We start from the raw sequence: 24,454 nt of genomic DNA, 5'->3' as shown, positions 1-24,454 counted from the left end.
GTGCGGGTGTCGTGCCGGCTGCGGCGGCCGGGGCCCGCAGGTCAGATGGTCAGTTCGGGATGCAGCCGGCCGACCGTCCAAATCCGCTGGCGTCCGGCGCTCCAGGCACTGATCGCGATCGATCCGACCAGGATGACGGCGAGAACGGCGACCGAGACCCACAGTCTAGAGTCGATGCCCCCCGTGATGAGCTCACGCAGCCCGGTCACGACATACGAGGCCGGCATGTACGGATGCAGCGCCTGGAAGAACACGGGCGTGGTCTCCACCGGGTAGGTTCCTCCCGACGAACTCAGCTGCAGCATGAGCAGCACGAGGCTGACCACGCGGCCGGCCGCGGTGCCGAGCAGGATGATGAACATCTGCTGCAGGGCGAGGAAGGACAGCGTCGTCAGATAGAGGAACGCGCTCATGCCGAGCCAGTGTTCAGGCTGCAACCCGATGCCGTAAACCAGCACGAGCACCATGATCACGACCTGGCTGAGCCCGATGGCCATCGCCGGCAGGAAGCCGGTCATGGTCGCACGTAGGCCCGAGGCGGCGCTGGCAAGCGCTCGGGTGGGAAGCGCGCGCAGGATCAGCCAGGTGATCAGCCCACCGACGAACGTGGCCAGGGCGAGGAAGAAGGGCGCGAAGCCCTCTCCGAAGCTGCCGGAGGCGTTCTCCCAGTTCTGCACGAGGGTGACCGGGCTGGCGATCACGGCCGTCTTTTGTGCGATCTGCTCCGTGGTGAGGTTTGGGGCGCTCTCGCCGCCCGTGCCGAGGGCGTCGGCGAGAGTGCCGCTGCCGGTGGTGAGTTCGACGGTGCCGGCGTTCAGGGTGGCCCCGCCCGCCGCGAGTTCGCCGGTGCCGTCGACCAGCGACCTGGTTCCCGCGCCGAGCTGCTCGCTGCCATCGACAAGGGTTTCTGCCCCGGATGCCGCCGTTCCGGCTCCCTCGGCCAGTGAGGCCGCGCCGGCGGAGAGCTGCCCCGCCCCGGCGGCGACCTGAGCGGCGCCGGTGGACCCGGCGGTGAGCTTGGTGGAGAGTTCCCCCACTCCGGCGCTGAACTGCTGGCTGAGCCCGGCGTAGTTCTTGGTCCTGGTGAGGGCACCCTGGGCACCCGTGTCGACGACCCCGGCGCCCACGCGCAGATTCTCGACGGCCGGCAGGAAAGCCGAGACCGGGGTTCCTGCCGGGGCGGCTTGCATCGCCGTGAGGAGGTCGGTCACGCCCGTGTTGACCGAGGCTGTGCCGGCCGCGATGTTGCCCGTTCCGGTGGCGATCGCGCCGGCGCCGTCGGACAGTTGCACCGACTTCTCAGAAAGGGTCGCTGCCCCCGTCGCGGCGGCCTGCATCCCGTCGGACACCAGGCCGGTTCCCTCGGCGAGCGTCACCGCGGAGCCGGCGAGTGTCGTGGCGCCCGCGGAGAGCGTGTCCAGTCCGGCGGCCAGGCTGCCGGCGCCGTCGGTGAGACGCGCAGCGCCGTCATCGAGGGTGACCGCGCCGTCGGCCAGGGCATCGAGGCCCACCAGCAGGGAGCCGGTACCGGCCGATGCGGTGCTGAGCCCGTCAAACAGTCGACCCGCGCCATCCGCTGCCGAACGGATGCCGTCACCGGCCTCGTCCACGCCCACCAGGAGTGCGTTCACGGTCTGATCGCCGATCTCGGTGGCGACCGCGTCCCGCAGTTGCACCATGGCCTGCTTGCCCATGGTGGTCGCGAGGAAGCTGTTGCTGTCGTTGTAGTCGACCTGCACGGTGGCGGGCAGCGGGGAATCGGTGCCGGCGGACACGGCGCTGGCGGAGAAGTCGGTCGGGATGGTGACCGAGAAGTAGTAGTCGCCGTCCTTGACGCCCGCGGCGGCATCCGCCCTGCTCGTCACGGTCCAGTCGAGCTCGTGGCCGTCGACCAGCTCATCGACGAGGTCCTGCCCGGCGGTGACCGCCTCGCCGTCACGGCTCGCGCCGGCGTCCACGTTCACCAGGGCCACGGGGAGGTGGTCGAGTTCGTGGTCGGGCGCCCAGAAGGCCCAGAGGTAGAGCGCCCCGTAGATGAGTGGGATGAACATGAGCACGACGAGGGCGATCTTGGGCATCTTGCCCTTGCCGAACCGGTGCAGCTCGGTGCCCGAGGAGAGGAAGGCGAACATTTAGCGGGTCTCCTGATCCATGGGAACGGCCGTGTTCAGCGGAACGGCCTTGTTCATCATCACGATGGTCGGCCAGATGCCGAGCTCGTCCCAGATGTCGGTCTCGGGCGCGGTCGCGGAGGCGATCACGCTGGTGCCCATTGCGGCGAGCGCAGCCAGGCGCTGCCAGAGGATGCGCCGGGACTCCGGCTCGTGCACCTGCTCGACCTGGTCGAAAAAGAGGATGCTCGGCTCGTTCATGAGCGCGAGCGCGGCCCGCAGTAACACCGTCTGAACCTCGTCGAGATCCCAGATCACGGTGTCGGCGGCGGGGATCGGCACGTCGCCGAACGCGGCGGCGCAGGCCCGGCGCACCGCGGCGTCGTCGACGGTGCGGATGAACGCCCACCAGGGCGAGATCCAGGCGGTGCGCTCGCGGATCGCGGCGCCGACGGTGACGGACTCCTCGAGGGTGTCGATGTCGTGGAAACCGGAGATTCCGGTTCTCTTCTGCACGCGGCGAGCCCGTTTGGGCAGCTCGTGCCCGAGCACCTCGAGGGTTCCCTCGCTCGGCTTCATGCGCCCCGCCAGGGTCAGCATCAGGCTGGTGCGCCCGCTGCCGGTGGGGCCGCAGAGCACGGTGAGGCCGGTTCCGGCCTCGAAGCTCAGGGGCCCGTAAACCGCGCCCCGCTTGAATCGCAGGGCGAGATCATGCGCCCTCACTGTCGACTGCACGTCGATCCTCTCGTTTGTACTGACTAGTCAGTATAGAACGTGAGATCGATAGGCCGTGTACCAGTGCACCCCGCGACGCGTGCCGGGCTCGGTTCGGGCGCGCTACTGGGTCGGTTCCGCCGTCGTCTCGGCCGTCGGCTCGGCCGCGGCCAGCTCCGAGAGGATGTCCTGCACCTCTTCGTTCTTCAGCAGTCGCCAGGGTGAGGCGGTCGCGCCCTCGAGCGCGGCCTGGGGGCTGTCGCTCCGGTTCCACCACTTGGCGATGAGCACCCGGTCGCTGAACAGGACCAGGTCACCCTGCTGGTAGACGATCTCTGTCGACCACTCCGGGTAGGTTCCCGCCGGCACGGTCAGCACGGGAACGGGCCTGTCGCCCGGCAGGACCGGGCCGATCAGGTCCCAGGCCACGTCGGAAGAGGCAGCCGACGGGTCGTCCGGCAGGTCCCCGGTGGTCCACCACTTGGCGGCATAGACGTTGCCGTGCCAGACGATGCGGTCTGCCTTGACGTAGGCGACCTCTTCATCCCAGATCGGGTAGGGGCTCGTGGCCGGGTCGTCGACCACCTCGGCGCTCGCGGTGGGCTCCTCCTCCACGACGTCCGAGTCCAGCTGTCCGGTGATGCCCTGGCCGAGCACGTCCACGAACAGGGCATCACCCTGATCGACGCCGCTGCAGCCGTCGGACACCCGGGTCACATCCGGGTAGTTGGGCGCACAGGTCGAGTCGCGGTTCAGCGACCACAGCGACACCCGGCCGAGTCCCTTGGCCCGGGCGAACGTGTTCAGCCCGGCGGCGTCCTCCAGTGTGAAGATCTCCCCCGGCACATCGTTCTGGCCGATCATCGGCGTCACGCCGATCTGGCGCCACAGCGTCTGTGACCCGATCGCCAGGTCGTTGCTCTCGTAGAGGTCCGCCAGCTGCGCGTGGGTGGCCTCGGCCGCCGCGATCGATGCGTCGAGCATGGAGGTCGGGCGTTTTCCGCCGAAGTCCATGGTCATCACGTTCACGCCGGCCAGGTCCACGTCTGCGTCGAGCATCTGCTGCACCGCGACGAGACCGTCCTCGGTCAGGCCAGTCTGGGCCACCGGGAGAGTCAGCCAGACCGTGAGGTCCTCGCCCGCGGCGTGCCGCTTCTTCTGCAGGGCAGCTACGGCTTCGGCCCGACGTTCGCCGGCAGCCGCGTCGGTGAGGTTGTCTCCCTCGACGTCTAAGTCGATCGACGTGAGGTTGTAGCGGTCGACGACGGCCGCGTAGGCCCTGGTGAGCTTGTCGGCATCCGTGCACACCGTGGCCAGCTCGTCGTTGGCCAGGCCGCCGAACGACACGGAGACCTCGCCGCCGTCACCGACCAGCCGGGCGATGCGCCGGTCCAGGTCTAAATTGATCTCGGCCTCGCCGAGACTCTGGCTGGCACCCCAGGTGGGCGTGCATTCCTCGTCGGGGTCGGCCACGATGAACGACAGCACGACGTTCGCGGCCTCGTCCGAAACCGGCCGCTCAAAGGCATACGTGGGCGTCGCCGTGACGTCGACATAGCCGGCGAAACCGGATGACCCGGCTGCGGCGGCGCGGGAATCCTCGAATCCGCTCCAGCCGTAACCTGCTCCGACGACGACGGCTCCGGCCGCAACCCCGAGCGCGAGCACCCTCACCAACGACAATTTGCGACCAGGAAAGCGCTTTGACAAGAAATTCTCCCCACGATGTTGCCGGCCGAGCGGCCCGACGTTTCTCCATCGCCTATTATGAAGGCAATTGTCGGATTACAGCGTGCCCGGTTGGGGGTTCGCGGTCCGAAAGTTCCACGGGCGACTGACCTCCCGTTCGGCCAGCACTCGGAGAACCATGACAGATCAGGCAGTTTTTTCGGACGAGTCACTGGGCTTGTCGGAGCTCGGGATTGAGGCCGCTCCGCGCGTCGCGGCGGCCCGCAAACGGCAGTGGGGTTCGGAAAAACGCTCGGAACCGCTCTCGATCGTGCATCCGGTGCCGTCGCAGCGCAAGCTGACCCTCGGGCGCCTGGCAATCGTCACCACGATTCTGGCCTGGGCCTACTACCTGTTCTCCACCATCATCAAGCAGCTGGCGAACAACCCCGACGCGGGCTTCCGGTTCCAGGTCGAGACCATCTCCTACGTCATCGTGGTCACCTTCCTGACCTTCTCCGCCCTGATGTATCTCCTGGCCCGCCAGGGCGCGCTGTACCGGTTCAAGGACCACCAGCGCGTTCCCCGCGGTGAGCTCGACCGGCACTACGCGCACTACAACGAGGGCATCACCGTGCTCGTCCCCTCCTATGCGGAGGAGCCCCACGTCGTGCGGGCCACGCTGTGGTCCGCGGCACTGCAGGAATTCCCCGATCTGAAAATCGTGCTCCTCGTCGACGACCCGCCCTTCCCGACCGATCCGGCCATCATGGCCCGCCTCGAAGAGACCCGGGCGCTGACGGATGACATCGCAGCGGTCCTCAGCGTTCCCGCAGCCCGGTTCACCGCGGCCCTGGCCGCCTTCCACAGCCGGGCCCACACCGAGGAAGCAGGTTCCCGGGCGGAACTCCTTCTCCTCGTCGCCGAGTACGAGGCCGCCGCCGCCTGGCTCGAGAACATGGCCGAGACGGAGCGCATCGAAGACCACGTCGACGAGTTCTTCGTGGATCTGGTCGTGATGGGGCTCGCCCGCGAGCTTCGACTGACCATCCTGGCCCTCACGTCCGCCCTGGCGCAGGGCACGTCGCCGGACAACAGCCGGATCAGCCAGCTCTACCAGCGGCTGACCTGGATCTTCACCGTGCGCACCGAGACCTTCGAGCGCAAGAAGTACAGCAACCTCTCGCACGAGGCCAACAAGGCGATGAACCTCAACTCGTACATCTCACTGATGGGACACCGCTGGCAGAGCGAGGTCACCGCCGGTTCCGTAGTGCTCCGCGAGACCGACGACGGGCCACACCCCGACGACCTGGTCACGCCCGACACCACCTATATCCTCACGCTTGACGCCGACTCGCTGCTGCTGCGGGACTACTGCCTGCGCCTGGTCTACTTCCTGGAGTCGGCCGGCAACGAACGCGTCGCCGTCACTCAGACGCCGTATTCCTCCTTCCGCGGGGCCCCGACCCGGATCGAGCGCCTGGCCGGCGCGACCACCGACATCCAGCACATCTTGCACCAGGGCATGACGTACTACGGCGCGACCTTCTGGGTGGGGGCCAACGCCATCATCCGCAAAAAAGCGATCGAGGACATCGTCGAGGTGGAGACTGTCGGTGGGTTCGAGATCCGCACCTACATTCAGGACCGCACGGTCATCGAGGACACCGAGTCGAGCGTCGACCTCGGCACCCACGGTTGGACGCTCGCCAACTACCCCGAGCGCCTCAGCTACAGCGCCACGCCGCCCGACTTCGGTTCGCTCGTCGTGCAGCGTCGACGCTGGGCGAACGGTGGCCTGCTCATCCTGCCGAAGCTATGGACGCAGCTGACCCACCGGCGTCACCAGCGCGAGAAGATCCTCTTCCGGGAGGTGCTTCTCAGGGTGAACTACATGGCGTCCATCGCCTGGGCCAGCTTCGGGTTGCTCTTCCTGCTCGGGTACCCCTACGACAGCCGTCTGCTCAGCCCCGTCGTCTTCATCGCGGCCCTGCCGTACTTCCTGGCCATGGGCAGCGACCTCCGGGATTCCGGGCACCGCTTCAGCGACATCTTCCGCATCTACGGTTTCAACCTCGTGCTCCTTCCGGTCAACCTGGCCGGGGTGCTCAAGTCCATGCAGCAGGCCATCACCGGGGAGAAGATCCCCTTCGTGCGCACGCCGAAGGTGAAGAACCGTACGGCCGCACCGGCCCTGTACGTGGTCGTCCCCTACCTGATCGTCGCTTTCTCGCTGCTCACGATCTGGCGCAACTATCTGGACCAGAGCTGGGGAAATGTGGCCTTCGCCACGCTGAACGCCGTTCTGGCGGCGTCCGCCATCAAGTCCTACATCGGCATTCGCAACTCGATCGTGGACATCACGTTGGGTGTGGTGAGCTGGCTGTACGTCTCTCCGAAGAAGCCCAAAGCGGCGCCGCCGGTGATCGTGCCCAAGACCCCGGAAGAGGTCGACTGGGCTTCCGTGCTGTACTTCGGTGATCGCCGGCTCAACCGCGACCTCCGCGGCGGCAACGACCGCCGACGCCGGGCGAACCTGGGCTGAGCCCGGCCGGTGCGGCGAGGCGTTACCGCTCCGGCCGGTCCTGGCCGCTGTCCGTGCCGGTGTCCGAGATGCCGGACGAGGAGCGACGACGCGGGAACGTCACCGCATCGCCACGGCTGGGGAGATCCGCGAGTTCCGCCTCCGCTGCGGTAGGGGTTTCCACCGAGGCCGGGAGGGTCGACCAGCGCAGCAGCGCGGCGGCGCTCACCTCTGCCGGAAGCGCGCCGGGAGACACCACGATCACCCGTGCATCCGTGAGGATCGCCGCTCGGATCAGCGCGTCGACGGCCGGCACCGAACCGAGCTCGCCCGCGCCGAGCGCGTCGGCCGGCGTGGCCGCCAGCCAGGGTTCGCGGTCGAGGGCGATCAGGGTCTCTCCCGGCGGCCGGGAGGCCGCCAGCAGGAGGACGTCGACCTGGCCCTGCTGCAGGGCTCGAACCACGGCTGCGAAGTCGATCTCGGAGAGGCCGTTGCCCTGGCCGGTGCCAAGCCGCTCGAGGGCGTCGTACGCGTCCTGCGCGTGAATCGCCGCGACGTGGCGATGCACGTCAGCCTCGAGTTCCTCCTGGGTGGCCCCGCCCGGGCGAGTGTTCGTGGGCACGACGTGCAACACGTCACGGCTGGTCGGGGACAACTGGTCGACCAGGAGCTGCCGTGCACGAACATCTCCGGTGAGCATGAGCAGTTCGGCCCTGCTGTCGCGCACGACCTCGTCGATTGCGGCGGCGATCTGACCCTCGTTGCGCTTCCACACCTCCTCGGTGTGGTGCTGGTAGCGCCCGTTCGCAAGGAAGTCGTCCTCGGACCCCACCTTGGTGAGGAACTCGGTGTCGCCCTCCACGCGCACCCGGGAAACTGGCTGGGAACGGCTCAGCCGGAACAGGGTGATCTCACCGCCGTCACGCCCGGCCTCGGCCACGACGTAACTGAAGTCGCGCGGTCGGTGGATCAGCAGCGGGAGCAGGCTGGGCACGGGACCGTAGGCCACCAGGAGCTCACCGAGCGGCTCTCCCGTGAGCACCTCGTTGACCTCGACCACGCCCTGCCGCACGATCATCAGCCGGCCCATCGGACCGCCTACCCCTGGCGGCTCCTCGACCAGCTCGACAATGGTGTTCGCGTCGATCTCGGGGGCGCCGGCCTCGGTGAGTGCCTCCCGCATCGTGCGCTGGCGCAGCGTGGAGGTGCGCCGGGGGTTCCGGGCATCCTGCGTCACGTCCACGTAGGCGCTCGACACCGAACCAGGCCGGCGGTATAGGTCCGCGATCCTCTCACTACCGAAATCAGCCATGGCCGGAGTCCCTTCTGTGGCAATTTGTCGGCCACGGTATCCCCGGGTTCCAGCGTTCACAACCCTCACTGGACGGCGGCGGGAGAGGGTGGTGCAGACCCTTCTCGCGGCCGTCGGAGCTGCTGCTAGACGGCGGTCTGCTGGTGCGTCGCCACGCACCAGCCGCCGTCGGCGAACACGTAGGTTGTGGCTGCGTTCGACTCGATCACCTCGTCGCCGCGGTGGGCCAAGAGCCGGTAGACGAGCACAGCGGCGTGGTCGTTGAGGCGCACCACGGCGGGGGCGCGCAGCTGGTAGCTGGTGACCGCGACCATGCCTTTGAAGAACGCGATCGCCTCGTCGCGGGAGACGATTCTGCCCGGCAGGATCAGGAGTCCGTCCGCGGTCATGGTTCGCCGGTAGTAGTCGCCGCCGTGGCCGGCGACAATCGCCTGCCACCCCTCGTGCTCTTCGTGCAGGAGGCGGGCGGGCAGATCGTCAGTGATCGCAGTCATGATCCAACGCTAGCCCCTAACCTCGGGTGCCGTCTCGTCTGCGACGCCCGTAAACGAGCATTGCGCCGCCGAGCAGCAGCACCGTGAGGGCCAGCGCCAGCAGCGGTGCGATCCGGCCGACGCCGGTGTCGGCGAGTGCCTCCTGCACGCTGACCGTGTCGGTCGCGGTAGCGGTCGGCGCAGCCGGGTCGGCGAAGAGGCTCCGGGCCATGACGGTGTTCACGATCTGGCTGGAGGCCGCCGCGAGCACCGTGGTGGTCAGGGTGACCGAGCGGGTCTCGCCGATCGCCAGCTCGCCGTCGAACACACAGGTGACGGATGCCCGCACGGCCGCGCAGCTCACGCCCTCACCCGCGTTTTCGACATAGGCCAGGCCGGACGGGAGGTCATCGACGATCGAGAACCCGCCCGGGTCGGACGTCACGCCCACGTTGGTCACCGAGATGAGGTAGTCGAGGTTCTCCCCCGTGCTGGCCTGCCCCAGATGCGTCTTGGTGACCTGGAGGGTCACCAGCGGGGTCACCGAGAGCGGGTCTGTCGCGGAGTTGTCGGCCGGTTCGGGGTCAGGGGTGTCGGAGGACACCGTCGCCCTGTTCGTCACGAGCGGGTAGGCGCGTGCGTCCACAGTGGCGTTCACGACCAGGGTCGGTGCCATCGTTCCGGCGACCAGCTCGCCCGCCAGCGCACAGGTCACCGGGGTGACCCCGGTGACGGCGTCGGTCACTCCGGCCGTGCAGCTCCAGGCCGGATCGCTGCCGGCGGCATCAATCCAGGTGAGACCCTTGGGCAAGGAGTCGACCACGGTCACGGCGACCGCCGTGGACGGGCCGGCGTTGGTGACGACGATCGGGAACGCCGTCGCAGCACCGATGACTCCGGCACCGCTATGGGACTTGACGATGGCGAGGTCGGCGAGTCGGGTGAAGGTGACGTCGGCCGAGTCCTCGTTGTTGATGAGGTCGATTTCGGTGGTCGGCGTCGCGGCGACGGCCGTGTTCGTCAGCGTGACCGGGCCGAGCGCGGGGTCCGTGCCGGTCGTGAGCCTCAGCACGGTCACGGTCCCGCCGGCCGCCAGGCCCACGGTTCCGTCGCCGAGGGTGCAGGTCACGGCCTGTTCCGCATCGGCCGCGGCGGCGTCGGCCGCGCAGGACCATCCGGTCGCGCTCGTCTGGAACCGGATGCCGACCGGCAGCGTGTCGACCACGGTTATCGGGCCAACGGCGTCGGACGGACCGGCGTTCGTCAGTTCGAGGTCGAATTCGACGGTCTCGCCGGCGTTCACCGTGCTCGTGCGCGCCGACTTGACCAGGATCAGGTCTGCGACGGCGCTGACCGTCACGGGCACCGAGTCGGTGTCGACATGCGGTTCCAGGCGGCTGTCGGTCCAGACCACGGTCGCCGAGTTGATGGCCACCGTGCCGTCGGCAACCGCGGAGGACACGGTCGCGGTGACGGTGATGACGGTGGACGTCAACCCGAGGGTGTCCCGGCTGCAGCTCACGGTGGCGAGGTTGCAATTCCAGCCGTCTCCGGTGATCGCGGTCGCGGTGAAGCCGGCCGGGAGGGCGTCGGCGACGGTGAGGGCGTCCGCGAAGGACGGGCCGGCGTTGGTCACTCTCAGCGTGTAGCCCACCGAGCCCCCGGCGACGATGGATGCCGGGTCGGTCGTGACGGATTTCACGATGCTGACCTCGGCCAGGTCGGTCACGGCCGTCGGGTCACTCGCCGTGTTCGGGTTGGCGTCGCGCGCCGGCTCGTCCCGCACACCGGTCACCTCGGCGACGTTGGTGTACGTTGCCGCCCCGGCGTCGGCCGGAACGGCGACGGTGACCAGGATCGACTGCGCCGTGCCACCGGCGACGAGGATGCCCGTGCTCGTGCAGGTGAGCTCCTGGCCGGCCGGCGGGTCACACGACCACTCGGACCCGCCGTCTGCGGACACCGGGGTGAGGCCGTCGGGCACGCGGTCGGTCACGACCGTGCCGATCGGGGCATCCGAGGGTCCGTGGTTCTCAACCTCGAGGGTGTAGACCACGTCGGTTCCCGCCAAAACGGGTGCGTCCGGGTGGGACTTCACGATACCCAGGTCGGAGAATCCGGTGAGGGCGGTATTGGTGTCGTCGGTGACGGGTTCGGCGTTGTCCGCAGCAACCGTGGCCGCGTTGACGACGTCGCCGAGCAGGCTGCTGGCCACCCGAACCGTCACGTCGACGGTCTGGGCTGTGCCGGGCGCGAGCGTGCCGCTCAGGCTGCAGCCGATGGTCGAGGGGTCGCTCGCCGTCTCCGTACAGGTCCAGGTTCCGGGGCCGGCGGCAGCCGTGCCGACGAAGGTCAACCCGTCCGGTAGCTCGTCGGAGATGGTGACCGAGCGGGCGTCCGCGGTGCCGGTGTTGGTGACGAGGAAGCGGTAAGCGGCCTCGGCGCCGGGCACCAGCGTGTCGTCCAGAAGCGTCTTCTCGATCGCAAGGGTCGTTCCGGTATCGACGGAGTCGGTGGTACCGGACTCGTTGTCGGCCGGATCCGGGTCAGGAGTGGTGCCGTCCACGGTTGCCGTGTTGGTCAGGCTGCCCGTGAAATCCGAGTCGATCAGGGCGGTCACGGTGATGCGTGACGTGTCGCCCAGCGCCAGATCGGTGTCCGTCGTGCAGCTCACGGGAGTCGCCGTGGTGTCGCAGGTCCAGTCCGTTCCGGCGAACGAGACTTCGGACAGGCCGGCCGGCAGGGTGTCGGTGACTTCGATCGGGGCCCGGGAGAGCGACGGGCCGGCGTTGGTCACGTCGATCGTCCAGGTCGCGACCTGCCCGGCCGTGAAGACGCCCTGGGATGCCTTCTCGATTCGGAGGTCGGCATTGGTGGTGACCGCGATGGTCTCGGAATCGGTGTTGTTTCCGGTTGCCGGGTCGAAGGTGAGTGTGGCGACCGTGGCCGTGTTGTCCACGTCCGTGCCGGATGCCACGTCGGCGGCAACCGCGACGGCCACCGTGATCGGCGGCCAGGCGTTGCCGGGCGCCAGGGTTTCAGCGTCGCTCAGACGGTCGCAGGTGAAAGCGCCGGTGGAGGCGTTGGGCACCGTGCAGGACCAGCCGCTGCCGGAGGCGGCCGAGACCGTCAGCCCGACCGGAAGCGGCTGGGCCGGGGTGTCGGTGACCCGGAAGTTATGGCCTCCGACCATGCCGACCGCGGTGTCCGGTCCACTGTTGCTCACCGTCAGGGTCCAGGCGTTGGCGGTCGTGGTTCCGGCGACGAGTGCAGCGCCGGCGGCCTTGACGATCGACACGTCGGCGGAGTCCAGGTGCGCAGCCGCGGAGGCCGGCGCTCCGGTGTAGGAGGTAGGACCGGAGCGGCCGGTGGCGCCGGTCGCATCCGTCGTCGACGCGGACAGGGTGTTGGTGTGCCGGATGCCCGCTCCAGCGCCCGGTGCGGCGGTTGCCGCCGCCAAAGTCGGCTGGGCGGAGTAGCGGATCGCGATTGTGCCGGTGGGGCCGACGCCCAGGAAGGCCGACCAGACCAGGGTCTGCACGCCGGAAACCGTGCCGACCGCCGGGTCGGGAAGGGCAACGGCCGGGGCGCCGTTGACCGACACCGTGCCGGTGCCGGCGAGGTACTCCCAGTTGGCGGGGAGGATATCCGTCGCCGTCACGGTGGCGGCGGTCCCGGAGCCCGTGTTCGTCAGGCCGAGGGTCCAGCCGAAGGGGGTGTTGGGGTAGGCCGTGGTGCCGTCGGACGGCGCCTTGGTCAGCACGATGCGGGGGAAGTCCGGCGTGACGGAGGCGGAACCTGTCGGCGGGTTCACCGTATATTCGCGCTCATCGGGCGTTGCGGCCGGCAGCGACCGGTACGTCGGGATGCGCACCGTGTTGACGATGGCGCTGGTCCCCAGGGTGCCCGACGCGGCGAGTTTCGCGTCGTAGGTCAGCACCGCCGCTGCGTTCTTGGCGATGCTCGCCACCGTCCAGGTGATCGTGCTGCCGGAGCGCACGCCGCCGTTTGAGATGTTCACGATGCTCGCCGGGTCGATCCCGGCCGGGATGGTGTCGACGATGCTCACCGCGAAGGCGTCGCTGGTGGTGGCGGTGTTCGCGTTCCGCGCCGTGACCGTATAGGTGAAGGCCTGCCCGGGTTCCGGCGTGGAGTTGGAGACGCTCTTGGCGATCGAGAGCGACGGTTCGAGAACCGTCACGTCGGCGGTGGCGGATGCTGCGGTGCGCGAGAAGGACGCGTTCGCCGCCGTGGGGTTGGTTCCGTTCACCACGTTCCAGCCCAGCAGCGCACCGTTCTTCAGGACCACGCCCGCCGCGTTGGTGGACGCCGAGGTCACGGTGCCGGTGAAAGTGACCGTGAGGGTGCGGATCTCGGGTTTCGCAGCGACGTCGCCGAGCGACCAGCCGATCTTCTGACCGGAGGCCGTCAGGGGCGCCCCGGCCCCTGGCAGGTCCGCCGCGCAGTCCACGGCTGCGGCGGTGAGGCAGGTCACGGTCGCGGTCCCGGCGACGAGACCGACGGGCAGCGTGTCGATGATCGCAGCGTCGAAGAAGTTCACGTTCTGTGGCAGGGTGACCTTCACGGTGTAGTCGATCGTGCCGCCGATGGTGGCCGTGGCCGGCAGCACCGTCTTCACGGTCACGGCACCCTCCACGGTCACGACGGCGGAGGACGACGCGGTGACGACGCGTTCGGTGTTTGGGTCATTCACCGGGGTGAGGCCGGGGTTGTCCAGGGTCGATCCGGTGACGAACGCGGTGTTGGTGTAGGTCTCGAGGCCGGCGGAAGCCGGGGTCACCCGAGCCTGAAAGGTGACCTGTGCCGTCGCAGGGGCCAGGAGGGCGCCCGTGCCGGGCAGGTTCCAGATCAAGCGGGTGGTGCCGACAGCACAGCCGTTTCCGCCCGCGCCGGTGCCGTCTTCGGAGGCAACCGTGGTTCCGGAGGGAGAGGTGAGGAACCCGGTCGAGGGGTCGAAGTCCAGGCCCGCGGGCAGGCAGTCCGTGAGGCGTGCGTCGTAGGCCGCAGGACGGCTACCGGTGTTGCCGGCGGTCAGTGTGAATACCACCAGGTCACCGCCGCGGGCGGTGGGCTTGTCCACCGTCTTGGTCAGGGTCGGCAGCGGAGTCACGACCGTGATGGCTTTCTGGGCCGTGCGGTTCGGCAGCGCGGTGCCGGTCAGGGTGTCCGTGCTGGCGAACGTCGCGGTGTTTCGGAGGGTGCCGGACGACAGTCCGACGCCCACGAGCACGCCGGGCAGGGTCACGGTGAAGACCTGGCCGGTCGCGGTCGTGTTGTCGTGCGTCGCCGGGAAGGTCAGCTCGCCGGTGGTCGCGTTCAGCCCGAATCCGCCTGGGAGGGCTCCGCCGTCGAGGGTCGCCACGGCGGTCGCGCCGGTCGTGGTCAGGCCGGTCGGGAGGGCGTCGGAGAGCACGCCGTTGAAGACGGTGGTGCCGGCAGGAACGGTGACGGAGAAGGTGTAGTCGACGAGTTCACCCGCGACGGCCTGGTCGGCCGTGTTTCCGGCCTCGATGATACGGCTGATGCCGGTCTTCGCGACCCGGGAATCGGAGAGGCGCACTTGGGCGTTGTCGTTCGCCGGGGCCGCTGTGCCGTCGGTGTCATGGGCGGGGTTGAGCGAGCCTTTCGGAAAGTAGGTGTTGTCGGTGGCGTTGGTGGTCGGCGTGGTGAAGGCGACGACGGATGCCGTGTTGACGAAGACCCGGGAAACACTCACTCCCGCGGGAACCGTCACGGTGTACGCGAGGTTGGCGATATCCGCTGCACCGAGCGGCCCGGCGATGGTCCATTCGATCACGCTGCGCCCGGTCGGAGCAGCCGAGTTCGCCGGGTAGCCGGCGTCGCCCGGGTTACGACAGACCCCACCCGCGGTGATGCCGGTGACGGTCCAGGTCGCACAGTCGTAGCCGGCCGGAAGGGCATCCCAGACGTTGAGGTTCTCCACGTCGAAAAAATTCGTGGTGGCTCCGCTCACGTCGACGGAGTATCGGACGGTGTCACCCTCCTTGACCACGACGTTGTCATTCGGGGCGGCCGGGGCGGCGCCGTTGACGCTGACAATGGTCTTGGCAAGCAGGACCGCCGGTGTCGGGGCGACGATGTAATCGACCTGGTCGCGCAGGGCGAGCACGCCGCCTCCAGTCGTCTCCTGGCGGTACTTCATCAGGTTGGCGGTGATGTCGACCGCCGTTCCAGCGGTGCGCGAGTCGATGATGGCGCTCACGTACATGGTGAGGGTCGAACCCTTGGGCACGAAGCGGTCGGCACCTCCCTCGGTGACGCCGAGGTTCCAGGCCGCGGGGAGCGGGTCGGCGACCAGGGGCGTCGCGGACTGGGTGCCGGCGACGGGAGTGACCGTGACGGTGCTACCGGCGGCGAGGGCATAGGAGTCGTAGCGGGTGCCCACCGGCACGAAGTCGGTGATCTGGGCGTTGCGGGTCTTCGTCGAGGTGGAGAAGGTGACGGTGAGCTCGAAGCAGACCTTGTCGCCGACCTGGTAGGCCGGCATCTCGGCCGGGGTCGCCGCGCCACCGGCTCCCGGCGCGGGAACAGGTTCCTCGTCGACGTACTGGGTCGGGTCGGCAGACGCGCAGTCCACCGGAGAGGCCCCGGGGGTCGGTCGTTTCAGCACCTTTTTGCTGATCTCCGGCCCGTCCGAACCAAGACCCGCGGAGGAGTCATCGGTGACTGCCTTGGTGGTCAGGTCGCCGGGGGTGAGCCCGGTCGTGGTGCCGGCGATAGTCACCGTGTTGCGGAAGGAGTCCCCCGCCGCGGTGGGGACGCCGGCGCCGGTTCCGACGCTGGTCGTGCCCTGGTAGGTCTCGTTCATATAGGCGCTGTAGTCAATGGTCACGCTGCCGTCGTGGGCGATTGCGTCAGGGGCGGGCTTCATCGTGACGGTGAACGTGCCGTCACTGTTGGCGACGACACCGGTCACTGTCGCATTCGTGACGCTGTCGGCGGTGGGGCAGCCGGCGCTGCGGGTGAATGTCACGGAGGCAGGCAGGATGGGGCAGAGGCCATTGGGGATGGTGTCGACGATCGTCATGGCACTGGCGTCGGTGTACTCGCCGGCGCGGACCAGAAGGGAAAAGTCGGCGGTGTCGCCTGCACTGAACACGCCGCCGCCCGCCTTCACGATGGACAGGTCCATGGCTTTCACGGTGACGGAGTCGCTGGATGACGTGGCGGCATCCGCCGGGGTGGCGACCTTACCGGTGTACGTGCCGGAAGCCGTTGCGGTGTTCGTCAAGGACTGGCCGGCGGCGGCCGCATCTTCCTGGCGGGTGGATGCCCCGGTGTTGTTGTCGAGGTTCGCGCCCTGGAGCAGGGCCCCAGGAGTGCCCGCGGGCCAGGAAAGGGTGTTGGCACGGAGCGGGATCCCGGCGGCGTAGGTGATGGTGCGGGTGGAGCCGGCGGCCAGCACGCCGAGGTTCCAGGTGACTTTGGTGAAGACCTGGCCGACGAATCCGGGTCGGTTGTTCACGGTCTCGATGCTGACCGGAGTCTGACAGGTGGCCAGTTCGCCCCCGGTGAGGGTCGCGCGAACGGGCCCGGAGCTCGGGTATTCCTCGTCGGCACTGTTGTCGGTCGCGCCGCAGCCGAGGAACTCGAGTCCGGCGGGCAGGTAGTCGACGAGGACGACGCCGGTGGTGGGGGCGATGCCGGTATTGCGGGTGTCGATGGTGTAGACCCGGGCTTCGTTGTGCACGCCGCGCATGAGTTCGTGTTCCGGGCTCGGCTCCGATTTGGTCACCGTGATCGCGGCGACCTTGGTGGCGGTCGGGCTGACGGCGTCGGAGGCGGCGAAGCTTCCGGCGACGACGACGCCGGTGTCCTTGTCGAACTTGGCGAGCAGGCGCGGGTTGGTCTGCGCGTAGACGGCGGCGTTGCCGGGGATCGGCGCCCCGACCGGGTAAACGCCTGCATCCGGCTTGATCTCGAAGGTGAATCCGGGGGTGGTACCGCGCGGGAGGTCGGCGATGTTCGTCCAGATCAGCACCTGGTGGGTGACGGCGGGCGGGCCGGCCGAGTCGGTGATCACCACGATGGTGGGGTCAGGAAGGGCAGGCACGGTGGCACTCGCCGCACTGCCGGCGACGTAGGTCACCCCGGTCGGGAGCTCGTACCGGAAGGCCAGGTTGTAGTAGTCGGCGGTCGATCCGCTCGGCCCGCTGGCGGTGAGGGTGACGGTGGCGTTCTCGCCGGCGAGGATTGTTCCGGTCGAGTCGGCGGACAGCGTGATCAGCGAGTCGGCGCTGGCGGGGGCGACCACCATGCCGACGGTGAGGCCGACCGCGACGAGCAGGCCGGCCAGGACGCCGGCGGTGACGCGGATGTGCGCGCGGGCCGGTGCGAGGAACCCGGAGGCGAATAGTGTCGTGCGCTTCTGGTGGCGGGCGCGAACGCTGTGTTGTGGCACGGTGGGGCTCCTGGGGCTGCGACATCGGACGAAGCGATGCAGTAGCCCCTCGGCGCACGGATGCCGGTGCCGAGAATTTGCCCCCCGGACAAAACATCTAGTGAGAATGTACCGGATCGGCAATTCGGATGGCAGCCCTCGCACGCCCCCCTTTCTAGGGGCCGCAGCGGCGCGCGGCGGAGCGCGTTCAACCGCTCAGAACCGGTGCTGCAGCACCCAGTTGTGCATGGTGACGGCCGCCGCGGCAGAGGCGTTGAGCGAACGGGTCGAGCCGAACTGGCTGATCTCGACGACGTCATCCGCTGCCTCGATCGCCTCGGGAGAAAGGCCGGGGCCCTCCTGGCCGAACAGGAGCACGCAGCGCTCGGGGAAGGGGAACGTCTCGATGATCACGCTGCCGGGCACGTTGTCGATGGCGATGATCGGCAGGGTCTCGGCGGCGGCCCACTCGACGAAGGACGCGACATCCGGGTGGTGCAGGACGTGCTGGTAGCGGTCGGTGACCATGGCGCCGCGCTTGTTCCAGCGCTTTCGCCCGATGATGTGCACCGTGTCGGCGGCGAACGCGTTGGCGCTGCGCACGATCGAGCCGATGTTCATGTCGTGCTGCCAGTTCTCGATGGCGACGTGGAACGGATGCCGCTTCTCGTCGAGGTCGGCGACGATCGCCGCCATGGACCAGTACCGGTAGCGGTCGATCACGTTTCGGGTGTCGCCGCGCTCGAGCAGTTCCCGGTCGTAGAAGGATTCCTCGGGCCACTCCCCCACCCAGGGTCCGACGCCGTGGGTGGACAGTTCGGGTGTGGGGTTCGACGGCTCTTGCACTGATCCACCGTATCCCGCCGGGCCCCACCACCTCGCCGTCGGCTATTCTGGCCTGCAGGGTTTGCGTTACGCCGGCTCGTGCCCCGATTGAAGGAACTCATTTGCATCCCACACTCTTCGGTATCGATTTCCTCGACTCCGAGTGGCTGATCGGCTGGTTCGGGTCGTTCGTTCTGCTCGGCGTGGCCGGCGTCGTGTTCGTCGAGACCGGCTTCATCGTCTTGTCGTTCCTGCCCGGCGACTCACTCCTCTTCACGGTGGGCCTGCTCACCGCCACGGGAGACGTGCCGTTCCCGATCTGGGTGACCTGCCTCGTCATCTTCATCGCCGCGTTCTCCGGCGACCAGCTTGCCTATTACATCGGCCGCAAGGCCGGACCGGCCGTCTTCGCCCGTGAGCAGAACCGCCTGTTCAACCCGAAGAACGTGGAACGCACCAACGCCTTCTTCGCCAAACACGGCGGCAAGGCCGTCATCATCGCCCGCTTCCTGCCCGTGTTCCGCGCCTTCGTGCCGGTCGCCGCCGGCGTCGGCCGAATGAAATACCGCACCTTCGTTCTGTTCAACCTGATCGGGGCCTTCGCCTGGGGCGTCGGCCTCACCCTGGTGGGCTTCCTGCTGGGCCAGATCGAGTTCGTGGCCAAATACTCCGAGTACTTCATCATCGGCATCGTGCTGCTCTCCGGCGTGCCGATCCTGTCCGAGCTCTACAAGGCCGGACGCGAGACCATGCGCACCCGCGGCAAGAACGCCGTGCCCGTTGCCACGATCCCCGAGGAACTCCGCGAGTAGGCGGTGCCGGGCACTCTTTCGGGCAGCCTAAAAATGCCCTAATCTTGAGGTGTGTCTAAAATCAACGTACGCACGGATGCGAGGGGGCCGGCCCCGGTGACGACCACCGTGGCATCCACTCGCCTGCTCTGGTTGCTCGGACCTGCCCTGGTGGCGGGCGTGGCCTACCTCGACCCCGGCAACGTCGCCAGCAATATGACTGCCGGTGCCCGTTACGGCTACCTGCTGGTCTGGGTGGTCGTGGCCGGCAACGTGATGGCCTGGTTGATCCAGTACCTCTCGGCCAAGCTCGGCATAGTCACCGGCACGAGCCTGCCGGAGATCCTCGGGGTGCGCATGCGGCGCCCGCTGGCCCGCCGCCTCTACTGGGTGCAGGCGGAACTGGTGGCCATGGCCACCGACCTGGCGGAGATCATCGGCGGCGCGGTCGCGCTGAACCTGCTCTTCGGCCTCCCTCTGCTCGCCGGCGGCGTGATCACCGGCGTCATCTCGATGATCGTGCTCACGGTGCAGACCCGACGCGGCCCGCGCACGTTCGAACGCGTCATCGTGGCACTGCTGCTGATCATCACGGTCGGCTTCGCGGCCGGGGTGTTCTTCGCCCCGCCGGATGCCGGCGGCGTCGTCTCCGGTCTTGTGCCGCGGTTCGAGGGTGCGAACTCGGTGCTCCTGGCTGCGTCCATCCTCGGCGCCACGATCATGCCGCACGCGATCTACGCGCACTCCGCGCTCACCCGCGACCGATTTCCACTGGTGACGGACGCGGCAGAGACCCGCCGTCTGCTCTGGGCTACCAAATGGGACGTCACGATCGCCATGGCGATCGCCGGAACGGTGAACCTGTCGATCCTGCTGCTGGCGGCATCCGCTCTGCAGGGCGTCGCCGGGACCGACACGCTGGAGGGCGCCCACGCCGCCCTCGAGGCAACTCTCGGGCCCGTGATCGCGACGGTGTTCGCGGTCGGGTTGCTCGCCTCCGGGCTGGCGTCGACCTCGGTCGGAGCATATGCGGGGGCGGAGATCATGCACGGCCTGCTGCACGTGCGGGTGCCGCTGCTGGTGCGGCGCGTGGTCACTCTGATTCCGGCGCTGCTGATCCTGGGCGTGGGCTTCGACCCGACCGAGGCCCTGGTGCTCAGCCAGGTCGTGCTGTCGTTCGGCATCCCGTTCGCGCTCATCCCGCTGGTCTGGCTCACCCGGCAGCGGGGCGTGCTCGGCGAGCACGCCAACCGCTGGTTCACGACACTGGCCGGCGCGATCTGCGCGCTGCTGCTGGTGGCCCTCAACGTGGTGCTGCTCGTGCTCGTGTTCACCGGGGCGTGACGGGCGTACGGGCTGATCGCCCGGCACTCGGCGCGGGCGCCCGCTAGCCTGAAGACGTCATGAAACACACCACGCCCGCGGCTGAGGACTACCTCAAGACCATCTACGCGCACACCGAGTGGCAGCCACAGCCGATCACGCCCTCGGCGCTGGCCGCACGGCTCGGTGTGGCGCCGTCATCGGTCACCGAAATGGTGAAGAAGCTCGCTGCCGGCGGCCTGATCGAGCATGTCCCCTACGGGCCGCTCACCCTGACCCGGGCCGGTTTCCTGCGCGCGACGGCCGTGGTGCGCCGGCACCGGCTGATCGAGACCTGGCTTGTGCGGGAGATGGGCTACGACTGGCACGAGGTGCACGACGAGGCGGAGATCCTCGAGCATTCCATCTCCGATCGGCTGCTGGCGGCTATCGAAGACCGCTTGGGGCATCCGCGCGCGGACCCGCACGGTGACCCGATCCCCGCTGAAGACGGCACCCTCACCCGCCCCGAAGCGGTGCTGCTCGCGGATGCTGATCCCGGCCACGTCGGGGAGGTGGTGCGTATCAGCGACCGCGATCCGGGCATCCTGCGCGATCTCGCCGCGGATCTGGTCGGCCCCGGTACCCGGCTCACGGTGCTCGAACCCGGCGCCGTTCGCCTGCCGGACGGGGGCATCCGTCGACTGTCGACCGCTGCGACCCGGTCGATCTGGCTCACCGCGTAACCGGCGGGAATCACTGCGCCGCTAGGCTTGTCCCGAACCGAGGGAGCACCCAATGACACGCCGCGAAGACATCGAATGCTGGCTCACCGACATGGACGGCGTGCTGGTGGATGAAAACAAACCCCTCCCGGGCGCCGCGGCACTGTTGCAGCAGTGGAGCGACGCGGGCACCCCGTTCCTGGTGCTCACCAACAACTCGATCTTCACCCCCCGGGATCTCAGCGCCCGCCTGCGCGCCTCGGGCCTCAACGTGCCGGAAGATCGCATCTGGACCTCTGCCCTGGCGACCGCCGATTTCCTGCGTTCCCAGGCGCCCGGCGGCACCGCCTTCGTGATCGGCGAGGTGGGACTCACGACGGCCCTGCACGAGGCCGGCTTCATCATGACCGAGACCAACCCCGATTACGTCGTGGTCGGTGAAACCCGAAACTACTCGTTCGAGGCCATCACCAAGGCCATCCGCCTGCTGTTGAACGGCGCGCGCTTCATTTCAACCAACCCGGATGCGACAGGCCCCAGCGCGGACGGCCCACTGCCCGCCACGGGCGCCATCGCGGCCCTCATCACGAAGGCCACCGGCATGGAGCCGTACGTGGTGGGCAAGCCGAATCCGATGATGTTCCGCTCGGCGATGAACAAGATCGGCGCGCACTCGGAGAACACGGCCATGATCGGGGACCGGATGGACACCGACATCATCGCCGGAATCGAAGCCGGGCTGCACACCATCCTGGTGATGACCGGCATCAGCGATGAGGCCGAAGTGAAGCGTTACCCGTTCCGCCCGGACGAGATCCTCTCCGGCGTGCACGAGCTCGTCTCCCTGGAGCCCATCGAGTCCGACGCGATCTAGCGTCTCGCTGGCCCTGCCGCCGGTCCGTCCGGCCCTGCCGAATTCGACGGAGATTTTGCACCAGAAGCCGGTTTACTGGCCAGAATGGGCCTTTTTCACAAATATCTCCGTCGAATTCGTTCGGGCAATGGGCGAGTGGCGCCAGCGACGGATGCCGCCGAGCACCTACGCGCTGGGCCCCGGGCCCGAAACGCTCGCCGTGAGCGGCTCCCCCGAAGCAAGGTCGACGAAGCAGAAGTAGTCGTGGGCGCCGTCGGCCCACTGCTCCTCAGTCACCGGGTAGCTGCCCTGAACCTGCAGGTCGGAGTACCCTCCCGCCGCGGCCAAATCAATCACGCCGGGCGCACCGCAGAGTGCATTGATCTGCCCGGACAGCTCGGCCTCACCCGGGAAAGCGGTGGCGGCGTCGCCGGCAAAGAGTCCGCGGTAGACGAGTTGCGCCGCATGCGGGGTGGCACAGTCGACGACCGTGAACTCCTCCTCCCAGGGGCTCACGTAGGGCTGCAGGCATTCGCCGCCGAACAGGGTGTCCCACTGGTGCACTCCGGCCGGCTGGGGACCGGTGGCCTCAACCGGGGCGGCCGGCGCCTCACTCGGGGTGGCACTCGGGGTGGGTGTGGCGCTGGACGTGGCCACCGCCACCGGCGCAGGATCGCCGCCACCGACCAGGCTCTGTCCGAGGAAGAAGAGCGCAGCCAGCACAACCACGAGCGCGAGACCGCCGGCGATCCAAGCCAAAAGGCGGCGCCGGTCCGGACGGCTCTCGGTGGGCGGGCGACCGGACGAACCCGGTCGGCCACCGCCGGGACCGGTCGGCGGCATCCCGGCAGAGGAGGACGGCGCGGCGCCCGCCAACCGCGGAACCGACTTTTCGGAAGCAGGCACTGCGGAGGCGGCAAGGCGCGGGGCCGGCGGCGGAGCTGGGGGTCGCGGATCGGCAACCGCCGCCGAACGCGCGGCAACGGATGCTGCGGGCCCGACAGGGACTGCTCCCACCACAGCATCGCGGGCGGGTCTTTCGTCCGAGGCTGCAGCGGCAACGGGCGCTGGCAGGGATGACGACGCAACGGTCTCCGTGACAGCCGAGGGCGTTGAGCTCGCGGAGCCGGCAGCAGCAGCCTCGGCAAGCCGCACGGCTGCCCGCGAGGGGGCCTCAGGGCTGGGCGATGCAGGCAGAGCCGATTCGGCACCGGCAGTACCGGCAGTACCGGCAGCACCGGCAGCACCAGCAGCACCAGCACCAGCACCAACCGCGGCGACCGGAGCCGGGTTCCCGAGCGGGCCAGCAACCGGCCTGGTGGACGCCAGGCGTGCACGCAAACGCCCGCGGGCCGACACCGGCGCCGGGAGCGGAGCCGGTTCGGGGGCAGCAGCCGGCGGCGTGCGTCCGGCGAGAAGGTCAGCTGCGGCGATCTCCTCAACCGTCAGCACGAGGGGCGACTGCGTCAGAGTGGTCCACCAGGGGGCCGGCTCGAGGGCGGCGTCCGACAACCGGCTGTCCCCGAAGGGTTCGTCCGCACCTGCGCCGCCCGGCACCTCCGGAGGCGTGGGAGCGGGCATGGCCTCGAAGGCATCGGGAACCGTGGCATCGGGAACCGTGGCATCGGGAACCGTGGCATCGGACGCCGCGACAGCAGAAGCAGGGGCCGGCCGAATGTCGGCCGGAGTCAGCTCCGGGGTCAGCGAGGCACCTGGCTCAACGATGGGGACCGGCCGGACAGAGCGCGCCGGAAAAGTCGCGGGCGTGACGACGAACAGGGCTGCCGTCGTCGAGGGCACCGCGCCCGGCGAAGCAGCGGAACCGGCACCAGCGCCCGGCGCGGCCGAGCCGGGAACGGGGGCCGCCGGAGTCTCGACCGCCGGCACGGCGGCCACCCGGGCCGCGGCGCCTGTGGCGACCCGCGGATCGGGCTGAGTGGTGGGTTTCAGCCCCCAGAGGAAGACTCCTGTGTGCGTCGACGGCTCGACGACGGTTTTCGGCGGAACGATGCGAGAGGTTTTAGGCCACCGCGGCGACTGGCGGGGTGCATACTCGTCCGGCAGTGCCGGGCGTGCTCCGTCGCCGAGCTGGGATGCCAGCCACTTCATTCCATCTTCGCCGGGCACCTCGTCCTTGGGCACTAGTTCAGCCCCAGGTCCTCAAGGCCGATGGCGGCGTAGTAGGAGTAGCCGGCCGCTTCGATGACTTCGCGCGCACCGGTGTTGCGGTCGACCACGACGGCGACGCCCGCGATGACGGCACCCACCTTGAGCAGCGCGTCAATGGCCGCCAGCGGAGATCCGCCCGTGGTGGATGTGTCTTCGAGCACGATGACGCGCTTGCCGGCAAGGTCAGGTCCTTCGACCTGCTTGCCACGGCCGTGGTCCTTGGGCTCCTTGCGCACGACAAAGGCGTCATACGCGGCGCCGCGGGCTACGCCCTGGTGCAGGACGGCCGCGGCGACGGGGTCCGCGCCCATGGTCATGCCACCGACCGCCACGACGTCCGGGATGTCGGCGATCAGGTCGAGCATGACCTGGCCGATCAGCGGCGCGACGCGGTGGTCGAGGCTGACCTTGCGGAGATCGACGTAGTAGGTCGCCTTCTTGCCGCTGGTCAGGGTGAAATCCCCGTGAAAAACGGCCTCGGCCGCGATGTGGGCGATGAGCTGCTGGCGTGTATCCGTCACAGGATCGACTTTAGGCCATCGACCGACGGAGAACCTGAGGG

The 24,454-nt window shown here is 68.7% G+C and carries 14 protein-coding genes; 5 read left to right on the top strand and 9 right to left on the bottom strand.

Annotated elements, in window-relative coordinates; translation table 11 throughout:
* Positions 1 to 41: 41 nt before the first annotated feature.
* The 3 genes from E3O65_RS13080 to E3O65_RS13070 form a co-directional block, all read right to left on the bottom strand.
* Positions 42 to 2,132, bottom strand: a complete 2,091-nt coding sequence (locus E3O65_RS13080) for a YhgE/Pip domain-containing protein (RefSeq protein ID WP_134364168.1) — start codon at positions 2,130 to 2,132, stop codon at positions 42 to 44.
* Entirely contained in the window at positions 2,133 to 2,846 is a 714-nt protein-coding gene (locus tag E3O65_RS13075) for an ATP-binding cassette domain-containing protein (protein ID WP_134364167.1), read from the bottom strand.
* Between the two features lie 102 nt (positions 2,847 to 2,948).
* A complete protein-coding gene (locus tag E3O65_RS13070; protein WP_241985867.1) occupies positions 2,949 to 4,499 on the bottom strand; it encodes a chitinase in 1,551 nt (516 codons plus the stop codon).
* Positions 4,500 to 4,692: 193 nt separating this feature from the next.
* On the opposite strand from E3O65_RS13070, the gene E3O65_RS13065 reads away from it, so the two are divergent.
* A complete protein-coding gene (locus tag E3O65_RS13065) occupies positions 4,693 to 7,041 on the top strand; it encodes a glycosyltransferase family 2 protein (RefSeq protein WP_134364165.1) in 2,349 nt (782 codons plus the stop codon).
* 22 nt (positions 7,042 to 7,063) lie between these two features.
* Here E3O65_RS13065 and E3O65_RS13060 read toward each other — a convergent pair whose 3' ends face one another.
* The 4 genes from E3O65_RS13060 to E3O65_RS13045 form a co-directional block, all read right to left on the bottom strand.
* On the bottom strand, positions 7,064 to 8,332 hold the full coding sequence (locus tag E3O65_RS13060; RefSeq protein WP_134364164.1) for a baeRF2 domain-containing protein: 1,269 nt from the start codon (positions 8,330 to 8,332) through the stop codon (positions 7,064 to 7,066).
* 125 nt (positions 8,333 to 8,457) lie between these two features.
* Positions 8,458 to 8,826, bottom strand: a complete 369-nt coding sequence (locus tag E3O65_RS13055; protein WP_134364163.1) for a DUF4440 domain-containing protein — start codon at positions 8,824 to 8,826, stop codon at positions 8,458 to 8,460.
* 16 nt (positions 8,827 to 8,842) lie between these two features.
* Entirely contained in the window at positions 8,843 to 17,248 is an 8,406-nt protein-coding gene (locus tag E3O65_RS13050; protein WP_134364162.1) for a DUF11 domain-containing protein, read from the bottom strand.
* A gap of 195 nt (positions 17,249 to 17,443) precedes the next feature.
* Positions 17,444 to 18,073, bottom strand: coding sequence for a TrmH family RNA methyltransferase (locus E3O65_RS13045; RefSeq protein ID WP_134364161.1), 630 nt, complete (start codon positions 18,071 to 18,073; stop codon positions 17,444 to 17,446).
* A 101-nt stretch (positions 18,074 to 18,174) separates the two neighbouring features.
* Between E3O65_RS13045 and E3O65_RS13040 the strand changes: the two genes are divergently transcribed.
* From E3O65_RS13040 to E3O65_RS13025, 4 genes are read left to right on the top strand one after another with little or no spacing between them, the layout of a single operon-like run.
* Positions 18,175 to 18,864 (top strand): DedA family protein, encoded by a 690-nt coding sequence (locus E3O65_RS13040; RefSeq protein ID WP_241985866.1) that lies wholly within the window; start codon positions 18,175 to 18,177, stop codon positions 18,862 to 18,864.
* A 60-nt stretch (positions 18,865 to 18,924) separates the two neighbouring features.
* Positions 18,925 to 20,187 (top strand): Nramp family divalent metal transporter, encoded by a 1,263-nt coding sequence (locus E3O65_RS13035; protein WP_422386427.1) that lies wholly within the window; start codon positions 18,925 to 18,927, stop codon positions 20,185 to 20,187.
* Between the two features lie 59 nt (positions 20,188 to 20,246).
* Positions 20,247 to 20,891 carry a metal-dependent transcriptional regulator gene (locus E3O65_RS13030; protein ID WP_134364160.1) on the top strand — a complete coding sequence of 215 codons (645 nt, stop codon included), beginning with the start codon at positions 20,247 to 20,249 and terminating at the stop codon, positions 20,889 to 20,891.
* A gap of 52 nt (positions 20,892 to 20,943) precedes the next feature.
* Positions 20,944 to 21,744 carry an HAD-IIA family hydrolase gene (locus E3O65_RS13025; protein WP_134364159.1) on the top strand — a complete coding sequence of 267 codons (801 nt, stop codon included), beginning with the start codon at positions 20,944 to 20,946 and terminating at the stop codon, positions 21,742 to 21,744.
* A gap of 165 nt (positions 21,745 to 21,909) precedes the next feature.
* Here the strand turns inward: E3O65_RS13025 and E3O65_RS13020 are convergent, their stop codons facing one another.
* A complete protein-coding gene (locus E3O65_RS13020; RefSeq protein WP_134364158.1) occupies positions 21,910 to 23,865 on the bottom strand; it encodes a hypothetical protein in 1,956 nt (651 codons plus the stop codon).
* The gene (gene pyrE / locus E3O65_RS13015; protein WP_134364157.1) at positions 23,865 to 24,413 is read right to left on the bottom strand and encodes an orotate phosphoribosyltransferase; all 549 of its coding nucleotides are present in this window, start codon (positions 24,411 to 24,413) and stop codon (positions 23,865 to 23,867) included. Before pyrE ends, E3O65_RS13020 begins: the two co-directional genes overlap by 1 nt.
* Positions 24,414 to 24,454: the final 41 nt, after the last annotated feature.

Source organism: Cryobacterium breve, from assembly GCF_004402375.1.
GTDB lineage: Bacteria > Actinomycetota > Actinomycetes > Actinomycetales > Microbacteriaceae > Cryobacterium > Cryobacterium breve.
The sequence above is the reverse complement of the archived record's forward strand: the minus strand, read 5'-3'. Positions and strand labels throughout refer to the sequence as shown.

Bases quoted from the DNA above. Each gene is read 5' to 3' on its own strand.
- E3O65_RS13080 (WP_134364168.1), bottom strand. From the start codon at position 2,132: ATGTTCGCCTTCCTCTCCTCGGGCACCGAGCTGCACCGGTTCGGCAAG.
- E3O65_RS13065 (WP_134364165.1), top strand. From the start codon at position 4,693: ATGACAGATCAGGCAGTTTTTTCGGACGAGTCACTGGGCTTGTCGGAG.
- E3O65_RS13060 (WP_134364164.1), bottom strand. From the start codon at position 8,332: ATGGCTGATTTCGGTAGTGAGAGGATCGCGGACCTATACCGCCGGCCT.
- E3O65_RS13055 (WP_134364163.1), bottom strand. From the start codon at position 8,826: ATGACTGCGATCACTGACGATCTGCCCGCCCGCCTCCTGCACGAAGAG.
- E3O65_RS13030 (WP_134364160.1), top strand. From the start codon at position 20,247: ATGAAACACACCACGCCCGCGGCTGAGGACTACCTCAAGACCATCTAC.
- E3O65_RS13025 (WP_134364159.1), top strand. From the start codon at position 20,944: ATGACACGCCGCGAAGACATCGAATGCTGGCTCACCGACATGGACGGC.